We start from the raw sequence: 15,920 nt of genomic DNA, 5'->3' as shown, positions 1-15,920 counted from the left end.
ACCCGGCGTACCGCGAACGCCGTGACAGGGCAGGATGGGGGAATGACGTGGTTCGACGATCCCTCCGCCGCGGCCGCGCGGCTCGCCGAGGTCGGCTACCTCGCCGACGGCGCCACCGCGACCACCACCTATCTCGCCGGGGCGCTGGGCAAGCCGCTGCTGCTCGAGGGGCCTGCCGGCGTCGGCAAGACCGAGCTCGCGAAGGCGGTCGCCCGCGCCACGGGGAGCGACCTCGTGCGGCTGCAGTGCTACGAGGGCCTCGACGAGGCGCGCGCGCTCTACGAGTGGAACTACAAGAAGCAGCTGCTGCGCATCCAGGCCGCTGGTTCGGACCAGGGGTGGGAGGAGACCCACGACGACATCTTCTCCGAGGAGTTCCTCCTCACCCGGCCGTTGCTGACCGCCATCCGCCGCGAGGAGCCGACCGTGCTGCTCATCGACGAGGTCGACAAGACCGACGTCGAGGTCGAGGGCCTGCTGCTGGAGGTGCTCTCGGACTTTCAGGTCACCATCCCCGAGCTCGGCACCGTGACCGCCACGCGTCGCCCGTACGTCGTCCTCACCTCCAACGCCACCCGGGAGCTCTCCGAGGCGGTCAAGCGGCGCTGCCTCTACCTCCACCTGGACTACCCGAGCGTCGAGCGGGAGCACGAGATCCTCGCCAGCCAGGTCGACGGGCTCGACGACCGCATCGCCGAGCAGTTGGTCGCGACCGTCGCCCGGCTCCGTGAGCTGGACCTGAAGAAGGCGCCGTCCATCGCCGAGTCCGTCGACTGGGCACGGACCCTCATCGCCCTGGAGATCCGCGACCTGGACGAGGAGGCGATCGCCGCCACCCTCGGTGTCGTGCTCAAGCACGCCTCGGACCACGAGCGCGCCGTGAAGGAACTCAAGCTCAACCGGAGCTGACCACCATGGCCGATGATCGCCAGTCCTCCGGACTGCTGGACCGCCACCTCGCCTTCGTCGAGGCCCTGCGCGGCGCCGGGCTGTCGGTGTCGTTGGCCGAGGACCTCGACTCCGTGGCCGGGCTCGGATCGGTCGGCTGGGGCGACCGCGAGCAGGTGCGCCAGGTCCTCGCCGCCACCCTGGCGAAGCGACAGACCCAGCGTCCGACCTTCGACGCACTCTTCGACGTCTACTACCCCGCACTGGTGGGGGACGGGGTCTCGACAGGCTCGACCAACGACGACGGCTCGACCGACGAGGGCGATGCCGAGGAGTCGCCGACGTCGAGCACGGCCGATGCCCAGGCGCTGCAGGACTTCCGCGACGAGCTGGCCGAGGCGCTCCGCAGCGGCGACGAGCAGGAGCTGCGGCGCCTCGCCGCGCAGATGGTGGGCCGCTTCGGCGCCATGCCCGGCCGCGGCCCGGGCCTGTCCTCCTGGTCGGCCTACACCGCGCTCCAGCGCGTTGCCCCGCAGCAGCTCGTCGACCAGGTCGTGCAGGGCCTCCTCGACGAGGGCATGGACGAGGAGTCCGCCGGCCGCCGGGCCAACCGCCGCGTCGGTGCCTTCACCGCCCTCGTCGAGGGCGACGCCCGCCGGCGCATCGCTGAGGAGAAGGGGCCCGACCACGTCGCCGACGTCGCGGTTCGCCCGACCATCGAGCAGCTCGCCTTCACCTCCGCCCGCCGTGCCGACCTCGACGAGATGCGGCGCCAGGTCTTCCCGCTCGCCCGGCGGCTCGCCACGCGCCTCACCCAGGAGCACCACGCCAGGCGGCGAGGCCCGCTGGACTTCCGGCGTACGGTCCGCGCGTCGGTGGCGACCGGTGGCGTCCCGATCACCACGCACCACCGGCCCAAGCGGCCGCACCGCACCGACCTGGTCGTGCTCTGCGACGTCAGCGGCTCGGTCGCGAACTTCGCCAACTTCACACTGCTCTTCGTCTTCGCCCTGCGCGAGGTATTCCAGAGCATGCGGGCGTTCACCTTCATCGACCACGTCCACGAGGTCACCGACCACTTCCGCCCCGGGGCCGACCCCGCCCAGGTCATGGCGGACCTGTCGGCGGCCACGGCCCACGCCGCGCTCTTCGGGCGCACCAACTACGGTCGCGCCTTCGACAAGTTCGAGCAGTCCTACCCCGACGCCCTCGGCCCGCGGACCACCCTGCTCATCCTCGGCGACGCCCGGTCGAACTACTCCGACCTCCACGAGGACACCCTGCGCCGGCTCGCCGGGTCCGTGCGCCAGTCGTGGTGGCTCAACCCCGAGCACCAGCGCAACTGGGGCACCGGCGACTCCGCCGCCCCCGCCTACGGCGCCATCGTCGACATGGTCGAGTGCCGCAACCTCACCCAGCTGTCGGAGTTCGTGCACGACCTCGCCGGCTGAGCATCACCCGCGGAGCAGCCCCGACCCCTCCAGCCGGTCCAGCGCCTCGGTGATCTCCTCGGCGGTGCCGGCGAAGCTGAACCGAAGGAAGCGGTCGCCCGCCGCGGTGTCGAAGTCGATGCCCGAAGCGATCGCGACACCGGTCGCCGCGAGCACCTGTCGGGCAAATCCCATCGAGTCCTCGGTGAGGTGGCCGACGTCGGCGTAGGCGTAGAAGGCGCCATCGGCCGGGGCGAGGCGGGTGAGGCCGAGCCGCCCGAGCCCGTCGAGCAGCACGTCGCGGTTGTGCGCGTAGCGCTGCACGTGGCCGTCCAGCTCGGCGTACGCCGCATCGGTGAAGGCGGCGAGGGCGACGTGCTGCGCGAGCACGGGCGGGCAGATGGAGAAGTTGCCGGCCAGCACGTCCACGGCCCGCCTCAGTCGCGGCGGGGCCAGCATCCACCCCAGTCGCCAGCCGGTCATCGAGAAGTACTTGGAGAAGGACCCGAAGACGACGGCCTCCCGGCTGGTCTCCCAGGCGCAGCGTGCCGCGCCGGCGTCGACGTACTCGATCCCGTGGTAGATCTCGTCCGAGATCAGCTGCACGCCGGCGCCCTCGCACCAGGCGGCGATCGCGGCGAGCTCCTCGGGCAGCAGCATGGTCCCGGTCGGGTTGGCGGGGCTGGCGACGACCAGGCCGCGGATCGGATGCCGCGCATGGAGGTCGGCCAGCTGCTCGACGGTGGGCTGGAAGCGGCTCTCGGGGCCGGCGTCGACCTCGACGACCTCGCAGCCCAGTGCGGCGAGCACGTTGCGGTAGCAGGGGTAGCCGGGGCGCGCGATCGCCACCCGGTCGCCGACCTCGAACGCCGCCAGGAAGCTGAGCAGGAAGCCGCCGCTGGAGCCGGTGGTGACCACCACGTCCTCTGCGGAGACGTCGATGCCGTAGCGGCGACGGTGATGGGTGGCGATGGCCTCACGCAGGTCCAGGATGCCGGTCGCGGGCGTGTAGCCGAGCGGGTCGCCGGACCCCAGGAGGGCGATCGCGGCGTCACGGACCGGCGCGGGGGCACCCGTGCTCGGTTGGCCGGCCAGCAGGTTGACCAGGTCGCCGTGGCTGCGGGACCGGTCGGTCGAGGCCTGCAGCAGGTCCATGACGTGGAACGGCGGGACGTTCGCACGTCGCGCCGCGGCGAGGCGGTCGATCACGTGCCTACTGTGCCAGCCCGGCCGCGTGCCGCCCGGCGCGACGACCGAAGAACGACCCCTCCCCGAGCTGGGTGCCGGAGCAGTAGCCCGCACCGTCCTGCGCGATGTTGGACGCGCAGGCGCCCGCGGCGTAGAGCCCGGCGATCGCGGAGCGGTCCTCACGCAGCACCCGGCCGTCCAGGTCGGTGCGCATGCCGCCGAGGGTGAAGCCGGCGTACAACGCGGTGCCGAGCGAGAGGTCGAACACGCCCCACGGTCCGGTGGTCTGGGGAGCGAGCCAGTCGGGGTGCTTGTGGAAGTCGGGATCCTCGCCACGGGCGGCGTACTCGTCGTAGCGGGCCAGGGTCGCGGCGAGGGAGCCTGCCGGCAGGTCGAGCGCGGCCTCCATCTCCCCGACCGTCTCGTAGCCGTCCTTCAGCGGCACCAGCGGCATGCGTTGCTCGCCCATGTGGTCGCTGTCGGCGATGAGGTACGCCGTCGCCCCGGGCTCGCGCAGCACGGCCGCCGACGTGCGGGCGTGGTAGGAGTCCTCGGCGACGAAACGCTCGCCGCGACGGTTGACGATGACGCCCTTCACCAGCGACGAGGGTGGGTAGAACGGCGCGGTGATGAACGGCTCCTCCATGTGCTCGAGTGCGGCGTCGACGGACTGGCCGAGCCGGATCCCGAGACCGTCGTCGTAGGTGGAGCCGAGCGTGAACAGCTTCTCGGTCAGCGCCGGCGTGTACTCCTCGAGCATGTCGGTGTTCATCACGAAGCCGCCGGCGGCGATGACGACCCCGGCGGCGCACACTGCACCGGTGTGCTCGAAGGAGCGCCAGGCCACGCCGGCCACGTCGCCGGACTCGGTGACGACCAGGTGGGTCGCGCCGGTCTCGTAGCGCACCTCGACGCCGGCCTCGGTCACGCGGTCGCGGAGCAGGTCCATGACCAGCTTGGTGCCCTCGGTGTCACCGGGGACGGGCACCTTGTGGCCGCGCGGGGCCGGGGCGATGTCGTCGCGGAACGGCCACACCTTCTCGTTGCCGGTGAACATCAACCCCTCAGTGCCGGGCTGGATCACCGCCTTGCCGGGGAAGTAGCTGCGCTCGAACTCGAAACCCAGCGCCTCCAGCCAGTCGAAGTGGGCGACGGAGCCGTCGGCGTAGCAGCGGATCTTGGTCTCGTCGGGGTCCTTGGTGGAGGCGATGAGGTAGCGCGCCATCTCCTCGGCGGAGTCCTCGTGACCGGTGGCCTGCTGCACGGCGGTCCCGCCGCCGAGGTAGAAGTGGCCGCCGGACATCGAGGAGGTGCCGCCGTGCACCGCCGCCCGCTCCAGCAGCAGCACGCGGGCGCCGGCCCGGGCCGCCTCGAGTGCCGCGCAGCCGCCGGCGATGCCGAACCCGACCACGACGACGTCGTACTGCTCGGTGTCGGCGGGCAGGGACGAGACCGGGACGGTCTCGGGGACGGTGAGTCCGGAGCGTTCGGTCGCCATGCCCACCAATGTAGAACACGTTCCACTTTGCTGGGTAGTCGTCCGCGCGCGGGCGGGGCCGCGCCCCTCGATAGACTGCGCTCCCAGACGCCCAGGAGCCAGAAGGTGCCATGACTTTCGACGTCAACCAGCTCGACACGTTCGTGCTGGTCGGGGCCGGGGTCACCCTGCTGGCGGTGCTGGCGGTGCGCGCCTCGACCCGGTTGGGGCTGCCCTCGCTGCTGTTCTACCTGCTCATCGGCGTGATTCTCGGCGAGGCCGTCGTGGGCATCCCGTTCGAGGACGCCCAGCTCGCGCAGGCACTCGCCTCCGGAGCGCTCGGGATCATCCTCGCCGAGGGTGGCCTGAGCACCGACTGGCGCCAGGTGCGCTCGTCGATGCGGCTCGGGGTCTCCCTGGCGACGGTGGGCGTGGCGATCTCCGTCGCGATCGTCGCGCTCGGCGGCCACTACGTCCTCGGGCTGTCCTGGGAGCTCTCCCTGCTGCTCGGTGCGGCGACGTCCTCCACCGACGCCGCGGCGGTGTTCTCGGTGCTGCGGCAGGTGCCGCTGCCCAAGCGGGTCATCGGCGCCCTCGAGGCCGAGTCGGGGCTCAACGACGCCCCCACCGTCGTCCTGGTGACCCTCATCTCCACCGGCGCGGCACTCGACCACGGCGTGCCCGCGATGCTCGGCATCATCGCCTACCAGCTCGCGGCCGGGGTCCTCATCGGCCTCGCGGTCGGTGCCGGCGGCGCCTGGATCATGCGGCGCGTCGCCCTGCCCGCCTCGGGCCTCTACCCGATCGCGGTCATCTGCCTCGCGCTCTTCGCCTACGGCGCCGGCCCCGCGCTGGGCGCCAGCGGCTTCGCCGCGGTGTACGTCGCCGCCCTGGTCCTGGGCAACTCCGAGCTCCCGCACCGCATGGCCAGCCGCTCCTTCTCCGAGGGGCTCGCCTGGCTCGCCCAGATCGGGCTCTTCGTGATGCTCGGGTTGCTGCTCTCGCCGTCCCGGCTCACGTGGGAGACCCTGGGCATGGCGGTGGTCGCCGGGCTGGTGCTCACCTTCGTCGCCCGCCCGCTGTCGGTGCTGGTCAGCTCCGTCGTGCGGCCCATGCCGTGGCGGGAGTCGGCCTTCGTGTCCTGGGCGGGGCTGCGCGGCGCCGTGCCGATCGTGTTCTGCACCATCCCGCTCGCCGAGGGCGTCGAGGGCGCCGACCAGCTCTTCGACATGGTCTTCGTGCTGGTGGTGGTCTACACCTTGGTCACCGGACCGACGCTGCCCGCGGCGGCTCGGGTGCTCCGGGTCGCGCGGCGCTCCGAGCCGCGCACCATGGACCTCGAGGCCGCGCCGCTGGACCGGATCGCCGCCGACCTGCTGCAGGTGACGATCAGTCCCCGGTCGCGGATGCACGGCGTCGAGGTGGGTGAGCTGCGCCTGCCGGTCGGGGCGTCGGTCTCGCTGATCGTGCGGGAGGGGCACACCATGGTGCCCGAGCGGCGTACGGTGCTCCGCCACGGTGACGACCTGCTCGTCGTCACGCCCCGGCGCGAGCGGGAGGCGACCGAACGCCGGCTCCGGACCGTGAGCGGTGGGGGGCGGCTCGCGCAGTGGCTCGCCGAGGACTGACGCAGCGGTCGGGTCAGTTCGGGACGCACACGGTCGTGTCGTTGTTGGCGGTCACCTGCTGGCGGCCCTTGCTGAGGCCGGCGAAGTCGGCGCCGAGCACGACGGTGATGCCCGGGTAGGAGGACGGCTGGTCGACGATCTCGACCTTGCCGCCGAGGTGGGAGGCGACGAGCCAGGCGCCGGCGTCCTTGCGGCTGGCCCACACGACGGCTCCGGCGTCGACGGAGTTGGTGCGTGCGTTGGCGAGCTCGCCCTCACCGAACCCGCGGTTGACCAGGCCGGCCATCGTGCGCCCCGCGAGGCCGCCACGGTCGCTGGCGTTGAGCACGCTGACCGTGACCTGCGCGGGCCTCACCTTCTCCCCGGCCGCGATCGACTGGTCGGTGCAGGGGCCGGCGTCCTCGGTGGGCGTGGGCAGCGTGCCCGTGACCTGGGACCACCCCCAGCCGACGGCGGCGACGAGCGCGACGGCCAGCACGACAAGGGTGAGGGCGGACCTGCTGCGCGCCCCCGGGTCGACCATTGCCTCAGTCTTCCACCTTGATGACCCGGGCGTGCAACACCGTGCGCTGTTGCAGGGCCGCCCGGAGGGCCCGGTGGAGGCCGTCCTCGAGGTAGTAGTCGCCGCGCCAGTAGACGACGTGGGCGAAGAGGTCCCCGAAGAAGGTCGAGTCGGCGTCGAGCAGCTTGGTCAGGTCCAGCGTGCTGGTGATGGTGACCAACTGGTCGAGTCGGATCTGGCGGGGCGGCACCGCGGCCCACTGCTTGGGCGTCAGTCCGTGCGCAGGGTAGGGCCGCTCGTTGCCCACCCGCTTGAAGATCACGGCGGGGAGTCTAGCCAGCCGGATCCACGCCGTTGGCCCCGCATCCGGGTGCCCCGGTCATGACGAGCGTCGAGTCGGCGCGAACTCGGCTGACCCGCGCCGACTCGACCCGGGCGAGTGCCGAGTTGGCGCCGACTCGACGGTCTGCTCAGGCGCCCCAGCGGACGGAGTCGTCGACGAAGTCGGCCAGGGCGTGGACGCCGCGCAGGTCGCCCCGCTCGGTCATCAATCGGGTCAGTCCCTGGGAGTGGCGGTCGCGCAGCGAGGCTCGACGTGCGCGCTGGCGCTCGAGCGCCTCGGCGTGGGCCTCGAGCGGGGTCGGGGTCGGGTGCAGGGGAGCGTGGGTGTCGTGGTCCATGGCGTTGATTCTTCGAGCCGCTCGTCGCGCGGACGTTGACGAACGGTTACGGATCGATGTCGCGGCACCGTGATCTGCGCGACACTGCCCGACGGGTGCCCGGATCGCCCCGTCGGCCGGCCCGGATCGCGCCCGGATCGCGACGCTACGGCGCTCTCAGCCGGCCGAGGGGCCGAGCAGGTCGTGGGCCTCGACCATCGCCGGCCCGTACCAGGTGAGCAGGCGCCCGGAGACGAGCTGCGTGGGCACGCGGGTGAACGCCTCGGGGCCGTCCTCGGCGGTGAAGGCGTAGGGCTCGTCGGGCAGGAGCACCAGGTCGACGTCGTCGCGGTCGAGGTCGGCCAACTCGGCGTGGGGGTAGCGGTCGGCCGCGGTGGCGAAGACGTGCTCGTACCCCAGCCGCTGCAGCACGTCGCCGGTGTAGGTACGCGAGCCGACGACCATCCACGGGTCGCGCCAGATCGGCGCCACCACCCGGCCGCGGCGGGCCGGCGGCGGCGCCGACCACTGGTCGTGGGCCCGGGCGAGCCAGTCCGGCCGCTCCCAGCCGAGCCCCTCGCGCCAGAGTCGGTCGAGCGAGGACAGGGCCTGCGGCACGGTCTCGATCTCGGTCACCCAGACCGGGACGCCCCGCTCGCGCAGCCGGCGTACGTCGAGCTCGCGGTTCTCCTCGCGGTTGGCGACCACCAGGTCCGGCGTCAGGTCGGCGATCGCCCGCACGTCGGGGTTCTTGGTGCCCCGCACCCGTGGCACGGCGAGGTCGGCGGGGTGGGTGCACCACTCGGTCGCGCCGACGAGCGCGTCGCGGTGGTCGACCGCGATCGCCTCGGTGAGGGAGGGCACCAGCGAGACGACACGGGTCGCGACGGCGGGGCCGTCGTAGGGGTGGCCGAGGTCGTCCTGCACCCGGCCGACCCTACGCGGCCCCGCGCCGTCGGCGATGGTCGGTCAGAACAGGTCGGGGACCGTCCAGCCGTCCAGGTCGTACTCACCGAGGAACTCCTCCGCGAGACCCTTCATCGACTCCACCCCGCCCCGGTTCTGGGCGGCGAAGAGCAGCTCCGCCTTCACGTTCTCGTGGTTGCCGGAGTAGTTGCGCTCGTAGAGCTCGTGGCGGCCGCCGAACTCCGATCCGATGGAGTCCCACAGCGCCTTCATGACCTTGACCCGTTCCACCGCGGTCATGCCGTTGGAGCCGCGCACGTACTTGTCCAGGTAGGGACGCACCTCGGGGCTCTTGAAGTCCGCGGCGCCCGAGGGCAGGTAGATCAGGCCCGAGGCGACGTCCTGCTCGATGATCTCCTTCACCCGCGGGTAGCCGTGGATCATGAACATCCGGTAGGTCAGGCCGTACTCCAGCTTCGGGATCACCGCGTCGCCGATCCATGGCTCGGGGTCGCGTGCCATGGACTCGGTGAGGGACCAGAAGAGGTTGCGCCAGCCGATGACCTCGCCCACCCGGGTCTGCACCCCGCGGAAGCCGCCGGAGCCGGTTGCGTCGAGCGCCTTGAGCAGCAGGCCCGCGAGGAAGTCGAGCTTCACCGCGAGGCGGGTGCAGCCCTGGAAGGTGAACCGGGGCAGGAAGCCCGACTGCGGGAAGAACGCGTTGATCCGGTCCACGTCGCCGTACATGAACACGTTCTCCCAGGGCACGAGCACCTTGTCGAAGACGAAGATGGTGTCGTTCTCGTCCATCCGGCTCGACAGCGGGTAGTCGAACGGGGTGCCGTTCTTCGCCGCCTGCTCGGTGTAGGACGGCCGGCAGATGAGCTTGATGCCGGGCGCGTCCATCGGCACCGTGCAGATCAGGGCGAACTGCTTCTTGCGGATCGGCAGCCCGTAGTGGGCGATGAAGTTGTAGTTGGTGATCGCCGAACCGGTGGCGACGACCTTCGCGCCGGAGACCACCAGGCCGGCGTCGGTCTCCTTCTCCACCTTCATGTAGACGTCGCCGACCTCGTCGGGCGGGAGGTCGCGGTCCACGGGCGGGTTGATGATGGCGTGGTTCCAGTACAGGACCTTCTCCTGCGACTCGCGGTACCAGCGCTCGGCGTTGTCCTCGAACGGCGCGTAGAGCTCCTTGTTGGCGTGGAGGGTGCCGAGGAAGCTGGCCTTGTAGTCCGGCGACCGGCCCATCCAGCCGTAGCTCATCCGCGCCCACCGGGCGATCGCGTCGCGCTCCTTGAGCAGGTCCGCGCTCGAGGTCGGCGTCTTGAAGAAGGGCATGGTGACGCCGCCGTTGCCGGTGTCGGTCGGCACCGTCAGCTCGTCGACGTGCGGCCCGGTGTGGAGGGCGTCGTAGAGCCGTGCGGTCATCCGGATCGGGTTGCGGAAGGCCGGGTGCGTGGTCACGTCGGCCACGCGCTCGCCGTGCAGGTAGATCTCGCGGCCGTCCTTGAGGCTCTCGATGTACTCGTCGCCGGTCATCGGGCGCGAGGCGAAGTTCTTCTGCTGGTTGGCCGGGGCGTCGGCCGCCGGGTTGCTGGTGGGCGGGGCGTCGCTGGTGCGTGGGGCCAGGGTCTCGGTCATCGTGGGTCTCCTCAGTAGTGGGTGTCGGCCGGCATGGCGTACGCCGGCGCGGGGATGGGGGTGAAGCTCGCGGTCTCGTCGAACCAGCCGCGGTGCGGGTCGTCCTGGCAGCCGAACCAGACCGTCTCCGAGGACTGCGCGCCGATCTCGTGGAAGGCGCTGTCGTGGAAGAGCAGCGGCGCTCGCGTGGAGGTGGTGACCTCCACGATCTCGCCGAGGTGCAGCAGGTGGTCCCCGCCGGCGTCGGTCCGCCACGGGCGGCACGAGATGGTGGCGGCGGTGCCGGCCAGCACCGGTGCGGTCGGCCCCTCGCGCCAGGGGAGCGGGTCCTCGCCCGGGCGTCCGGCGAAGTGCATCGCCAGGTCGCGCTGGTCGGCGGCGAGCACGTTCACCGCGAACGGCGCGTCGGCCAGGTACTGGCACGCCTTCGACCTGCGGGTCAGTGCGACCTGGACCAGGGGCGGGTCGAGCGAGATCGGCGTGAAGGCGGTGACGGTGGCGCCGTGGGCCCCACCGTCGGGTGCCCGGCAGGTGATCACGGTGACGCCGGTCGCGAAGCGGCCGAAGGCCGATCGCAGGCTCTGCGGGTCCATGTCTGCTCCTCCTCAGGTGTGGCGGTGGTCACGTGGTCGAGGACGTTATGGCCGGTCGCGGGCCCGCGCGATCCGCTCTGCGCAGCACCTGGCCGCGATGCGCAACGTTCTGTGCGACGGCGGTCGTGCCGCGGCGGGTGGCCGGTAGTGTGATGGGCGTCACCGCGGCCGAGGAGGTGGAGCATGAGCAGCGGATCGGCGCAGCGGGTCACCGCGCGAGGCGGCGACCTCGGTGAGTTCTCCACGGCCGTGGGGGACGCCTACTTCCCGCACCGGCTCGACGTGCGCGGCCGCCCCGAGGTGGGCGCGGACCTGCGCGCGGTGGACCTCGGCCCCGTCCGGCTCGCGCGCATCGGCTGGGGCTCGGAGGTCTCGGTGACCTCCGACCACCCCGGCGCCTGGGCGGTCAACGTGCCGCGCAGCGGCGTCCTCGAGGCGCAGGTGTCCGGCGCGCACGTGTTGTCGCTGGACGGTCAGGCGACGGTGTGCCCGCCCGACGAGCCGACCCGGATGATCCGGTGGTCGGCGGACTGCGCGATCGTCGGCATGCGCATCGACCGCAGCTACCTGGCCGACGACGTGACCGCGCTCGTCGGTCTCGCGGCCGACTCGATGCCGCGCCAGCTCGACCTGCGCTCGGCCGAGGGGCAGGCGTGGTGGGGACTCCTGGCCACCCTGGGCTCGGAGGCGCTGCGCAACCCGGACCTGGTGGCGAACCCGACCGTGGCCCGACGCATGGCGGCCACCCTCACGGCGGCCCTGGTGACCGCCTGCTTCCCCGACGAGCCGGGGTGCGGCGAGGCCCGGCCGCGCATCGTCTCGCGCGTGTACGACGCGATGGAGGCCGACCCCTCACGGGACTGGACGGCCGCGGAGATGGCGCGGGAGGCCGGAGTCGGCATCCGGCGCCTGCAGCAGGGCTTCCGGCGCTACGCCGGCACCACCCCGACCCACGCGCTGCAGGAGATCCGGCTGGCGCGCGTCCACGACGACCTGCTCGCCGGCGCCACCGACACGGTCGCGGACGCCGCCTACCGGTGGGGCTTCACCCACCTGGGCCGGTTCGCGGCCGCCTACCGGGCGGCGTACGGCGTCCCGCCCTCGGCGACCCTGCGAGGGGCGGGCCGCTCCTAGGGTGCGCGGTCAGCGCAGCGCGACCGAGCCCGACAGCACGGGCTCCCAGCCGATCGCGGCGTCCTCGGCGACCCGCTCGTCCATCCGGGTCGCCACCGCCGAGGGCCACGGCACCGTGCGGCGCTCGTCGAGTTGCACGCACAGCATGATCTCCTCGAACACGCAGGCCAGCCGCTCCTCGGTGTCGTCGAGGACGTAGACGATCGCGTGGGCCGCACGCTCGGCCCGCCCGAGCAGTCGTACCCGGATCGACATCCGGTCGCCGGTGCGCAGCTCGTGCAGGTAGGTCACGTGGTGCTCGGCCGCCAGGCACGCCAGCCCCGAGATGATCGGCCAGTTCTGCGGGATGCCCACCGAGTGCAACGACTCGTCCAGGCCCTCGCTGCCGATGCCGAGGTAGTGGCGCACGTTGAGGAACCCGTTGGCGTCCTCGAACGCCATCGGCACCGGCTGGACGGCGTACGCCGGGAGGCCCTCGAGCTGCTCGTAGGTCGGCTGGTTGCTCATGCCGGGACCCTACTGCGTTCGGTACTCATGCTCGGTTCCCCGTAGGTCTCGGCACGGCGGTCGCAAGCGTTCGCAGGCTCACGCTCGCGCGCCTGCTCGACCTCGTCGGCCACGGCAGCCTGCTCGTCCCTCGCAGCCTGCCCGGCCTCAGACGTTCCGCCGGTACTGGCCGCCCACCTCGAAGAAGGCCTCGGTGATCTGGCCCAGCGAGCACACGCGGGCCGCGTCCATCAGCGCGGCGAAGACGTTGCCGTCCTCCATCGCCGTCTGCTTCAGCCGCGCCAGTGCCTCGGCGGCGTCGTCGCGGTGCCGCGTCTGGAAGTCGGCCAGCCGCGTCAGCTGCGACTGCTTCTCCTCCTCGGTCGCCCGGGCGAGCTCGACGTGGTCCGGCGTCCCGTCGTCGTCGGTGTTGCGGAAGGTGTTGACGCCGATGATCGGCAGGGAGCCGTCGTGCTTGCGGTGCTCATAAGTCATCGACTCGTCCTGGATCCGGCCGCGCTGGTAGCCGGTCTCCATCGCGCCGAGGACGCCGCCGCGCTCGGAGATGCGGTCGAACTCCTTCAGCACCGCCTCCTCGACCAGGTCGGTCAGCTCGTCGATGATGAACGACCCCTGGAGCGGGTTCTCGTTCATCGCCAGGCCCCACTCCTTGTTGATGATGAGCTGGATGGCCATGGCGCGGCGTACCGACTCCGCCGAGGGGGTCGTGACGGCCTCGTCGAAGGCGTTGGTGTGCAGGCTGTTGGCGTTGTCGTAGATCGCGATGAGCGCCTGCAGCGTGGTGCGGATGTCGTTGAAGTCCATCTCCTGGGCGTGCAGCGACCGCCCGGAGGTCTGCACGTGGTACTTCAGCTTCTGCGAGCGCTCGTTCGCGCCGTACTTCTCCTGCATCGCGACCGCCCAGATCCGGCGGGCGACCCGGCCGATGACGGAGTACTCGGGGTCCATGCCGTTGGAGAAGAAGAAGGACAGGTTCGGCGCGAAGTCGTCGATGTCCATGCCGCGCGCGAGGTAGGACTCGACGTAGGTGAAGCCGTTGGCCAGCGTGAACGCGAGCTGGCTGATGGGGTTCGCCCCGGCCTCGGCGATGTGGTAGCCCGAGATCGAGACCGAGTAGAAGTTGCGCACGTCGTTGTCGATGAACCACTCGGCGATGTCGGCCATGCAGCGCAGCGAGAACTCGGTGGAGAACAGGCAGGTGTTCTGCCCCTGGTCCTCCTTGAGGATGTCGGCCTGCACGGTGCCGCGCACGGTCGACAACGCCGTCGCACGGTCCACGCCGCGCTCGTCGGCCTGGTCCAGGACGGTGTTGAGGAAGAACGCCAGCACCGTCGGCGCCGGGCCGTTGATCGTCATCGACACCGACGTGGTCGGGTCGAGCAGGTCGAAGCCGTCGTAGAGCGCCTTCATGTCCTCCAGCGTCGCCACGGAGACGCCGGAGGTGCCGACCTTGCCGTAGATGTCGGGACGCTCGTCGGGGTCGCGACCGTAGAGGGTGACCGAGTCGAACGCCGTCGACAGCCGCGTCGCGGGCAGTCCCTCGGAGAGCAGCTTGAAGCGCCGGTTGGTGCGGAAGGGGTCGCCCTCGCCGGCGAACATCCGCGCCGGGTCCTCGGCGTCGCGCTTGAACTTGAAGACCCCGGCGGTGAAGGGGAAGAAGCCCGGGAGGTTCTCCCGCCGCCAGAAGCGCACCAGCTCGCCGTGGTCGTCGTACGACGGCAGCGCGACCCGGGGGATCCGGGAGCCGCTGAGCGATTCGCGGGTGAGCTGGGTGTGGATCTCCTTGTCGCGGACGGTGACGACCTGCTCCTCGCCGGAGTAGGACTCGACGACGTCGGGCCAGTTCGCGACCTGGTCCGCCACCTCGCGCGGCAGGTCCCGCTCGGCGGACTCGAGGAGCTCGTCGAGGTCGGTGGTCCCGGCACCCCGACCGTCCAGCTCCTCGCGCACGGCGAGGATCCGCTGCACCCGCTGCGCCGTCCGGGCGAGGTCCTCGGTCCGGGCGTGGTAGTCCCGCACCGTGCCGGCGATCTCGGAGAGGTAGCGGACCCGCTCGGCGGGCAGCACCTGCTGGATCCGGGTCGAGGTCTTGCCGCTGACGGCGGGCAGCCGGCCCTCGCCGACGGCGAGGCCGTGCTCGGTCAGGGCGTCGCGCAGGAACTGGTAGAGCGCGGTGACGCCGTCGTCGTCGAAGGTCGCCGCCGAGGTGCCGTAGACCGGCATGTCGTCGGGGCTGGAGCCGAACGCCTCGCGGTTGCGGACGAGCTGGCGCGCGACGTCGCGCATCGCGTCCTCGGCGCCGCGGCGCTCGAACTTGTTGATCGCGACCGCGTCGGCGAAGTCGAGCATGTCGATCTTCTCCAGCTGCGAGGCGGCACCGAACTCGGGCGTCATGACGTAGAGCGCGGTGTCGACGTAGGGCACGACCGCGGCGTCACCCTGGCCGATGCCGGGCGTCTCGATGACGACGAGGTCGAAGCCGGCCGCCTTGATGACGGTCAGCACGTCCTCGAGGTGCTCGGGCAGCTCGTGGGCGCCGCGGGTCGCCAGGCTCCGGAAGTACACCTGGTCCCGGCCGAGCGCGTCGCTCTCCAGGTCGAGGCTGTTCATCCGGATGCGGTCGCCGAGCAGCGCGCCACCGCCCTTGCGGCGGGTGGGGTCGACGGCGATGACCGCGACGCGGAGCTTGTCCTCCTGGTCGATGCGCAGCCGGCGGACGAGCTCGTCGGTGAGGCTGGACTTGCCGGAGCCGCCGGTGCCGGTGAGGCCGAGGACCGGCACGGGGCGGGAGGCGACCGCGTCGCGGAGGCGCGCCATCTCGTCCTCGGCGAACCGGCCGGTCTCCACGCCGGTGATGGCGCGCGCCAGCGTGGTCCGGTCGCCGGCGAGCACCTGGTCGGCGGTGACCGACGAGGTCGACCACAGGTCGTGGTCGCAGTCGGCGACGACGGAGTTGACCATGCCGGGCAGTCCCATGGACTGGCCGTCCTCGGGGGAGAAGATGGTGACGCCGGAGTTGCGCAGCCGGGCGATCTCGTCGTGCACGATGACGCCCCCGCCACCGCCGACGACCTTGATGTGCCCGGCGCCGCGCTCGCGCAGCAACTGGACGAGGTACTCGAAGTACTCCACGTGGCCGCCCTGGTAGGAGGACACGGCGATGCCCTGCACGTCCTCCTCGATGGCGGCCTCGACGATCTCCTGCACCGACCGGTTGTGGCCCAGGTGGATGACCTCGCAGCCCTGGGACTGGAAGATCCGCCGCATGATGTTGATCGAGGCGTCGTGGCCGTCGAAGAGGCTGGCCGCGGTCACGATCCGGACCGGGTACTGGGGCTGGTGCAGGCTGCTCATCGCGTACTCC

At 71.7% G+C, this 15,920-nt stretch carries 14 protein-coding genes; 4 read left to right on the top strand and 10 right to left on the bottom strand.

All coding sequences use genetic code 11. From position 1 onward, the window contains the following. The first annotated feature begins 42 nt into the window (after positions 1–42). Together KUV85_RS11730 and KUV85_RS11725 are read left to right on the top strand one after the other, a co-directional pair. Entirely contained in the window at positions 43–909 is an 867-nt protein-coding gene (locus tag KUV85_RS11730) for an AAA family ATPase (RefSeq protein WP_219960077.1), read from the top strand. Positions 910–914: 5 nt separating this feature from the next. After that, entirely contained in the window at positions 915–2,339 is a 1,425-nt protein-coding gene (locus KUV85_RS11725; protein ID WP_219960076.1) for a vWA domain-containing protein, read from the top strand. A 3-nt stretch (positions 2,340–2,342) separates the two neighbouring features. Here KUV85_RS11725 and KUV85_RS11720 read toward each other — a convergent pair whose 3' ends face one another. Together KUV85_RS11720 and KUV85_RS11715 are read right to left on the bottom strand one after the other, a co-directional pair. Then, the gene (locus KUV85_RS11720) at positions 2,343–3,527 is read right to left on the bottom strand and encodes a pyridoxal phosphate-dependent aminotransferase (RefSeq protein WP_219960075.1); all 1,185 of its coding nucleotides are present in this window, start codon (positions 3,525–3,527) and stop codon (positions 2,343–2,345) included. A 4-nt stretch (positions 3,528–3,531) separates the two neighbouring features. Next, entirely contained in the window at positions 3,532–5,004 is a 1,473-nt protein-coding gene (locus KUV85_RS11715; RefSeq protein ID WP_219960074.1) for an FAD-binding protein, read from the bottom strand. Between the two features lie 110 nt (positions 5,005–5,114). Between KUV85_RS11715 and KUV85_RS11710 the strand changes: the two genes are divergently transcribed. Further along, entirely contained in the window at positions 5,115–6,611 is a 1,497-nt protein-coding gene (locus KUV85_RS11710) for a potassium/proton antiporter (RefSeq protein WP_219960073.1), read from the top strand. A gap of 13 nt (positions 6,612–6,624) precedes the next feature. On the opposite strand, the gene KUV85_RS11705 is transcribed toward KUV85_RS11710, so the two are convergent. From KUV85_RS11705 to KUV85_RS11680, 6 genes are all read right to left on the bottom strand, one after another. Beyond that, entirely contained in the window at positions 6,625–7,134 is a 510-nt protein-coding gene (locus KUV85_RS11705; RefSeq protein WP_219960072.1) for a LytR C-terminal domain-containing protein, read from the bottom strand. Between the two features lie 4 nt (positions 7,135–7,138). Continuing rightward, positions 7,139–7,435: a type II toxin-antitoxin system VapB family antitoxin gene (locus tag KUV85_RS11700; protein WP_219960071.1), complete on the bottom strand. Its 297-nt coding sequence runs from the start codon at positions 7,433–7,435 to the stop codon at positions 7,139–7,141. Between the two features lie 148 nt (positions 7,436–7,583). After that, a complete protein-coding gene (locus KUV85_RS11695) occupies positions 7,584–7,793 on the bottom strand; it encodes a hypothetical protein (RefSeq protein ID WP_219960070.1) in 210 nt (69 codons plus the stop codon). Positions 7,794–7,949: 156 nt separating this feature from the next. Beyond that, complete coding sequence (locus KUV85_RS11690; protein WP_219960069.1) at positions 7,950–8,699, bottom strand: helical backbone metal receptor; 750 nt, start codon at positions 8,697–8,699, stop codon at positions 7,950–7,952. Positions 8,700–8,741: 42 nt separating this feature from the next. Further along, positions 8,742–10,322, bottom strand: coding sequence for a 4-hydroxyphenylacetate 3-hydroxylase family protein (locus KUV85_RS11685; protein WP_219960068.1), 1,581 nt, complete (start codon positions 10,320–10,322; stop codon positions 8,742–8,744). An 11-nt stretch (positions 10,323–10,333) separates the two neighbouring features. After that, positions 10,334–10,915, bottom strand: coding sequence for a flavin reductase family protein (locus KUV85_RS11680; RefSeq protein WP_219960067.1), 582 nt, complete (start codon positions 10,913–10,915; stop codon positions 10,334–10,336). A gap of 183 nt (positions 10,916–11,098) precedes the next feature. On the opposite strand from KUV85_RS11680, the gene KUV85_RS11675 reads away from it, so the two are divergent. Further along, positions 11,099–12,049, top strand: coding sequence for an AraC family transcriptional regulator (locus tag KUV85_RS11675; RefSeq protein WP_219960066.1), 951 nt, complete (start codon positions 11,099–11,101; stop codon positions 12,047–12,049). A gap of 9 nt (positions 12,050–12,058) precedes the next feature. Here the strand turns inward: KUV85_RS11675 and KUV85_RS11670 are convergent, their stop codons facing one another. After that, positions 12,059–12,556, bottom strand: a complete 498-nt coding sequence (locus tag KUV85_RS11670) for a thioesterase family protein (RefSeq protein ID WP_219960065.1) — start codon at positions 12,554–12,556, stop codon at positions 12,059–12,061. Between the two features lie 147 nt (positions 12,557–12,703). Next, the gene (gene icmF, locus KUV85_RS11665) at positions 12,704–15,910 is read right to left on the bottom strand and encodes a fused isobutyryl-CoA mutase/GTPase IcmF (RefSeq protein ID WP_219960064.1); all 3,207 of its coding nucleotides are present in this window, start codon (positions 15,908–15,910) and stop codon (positions 12,704–12,706) included. Between the last annotated feature and the right edge of the window lie 10 nt (positions 15,911–15,920).

It is taken from the genome of Nocardioides panacisoli (assembly GCF_019448235.1).
Classification (GTDB): domain Bacteria; phylum Actinomycetota; class Actinomycetes; order Propionibacteriales; family Nocardioidaceae; genus Nocardioides; species Nocardioides panacisoli_A.
The sequence above is the reverse complement of the archived record's forward strand: the minus strand, read 5'-3'. Positions and strand labels throughout refer to the sequence as shown.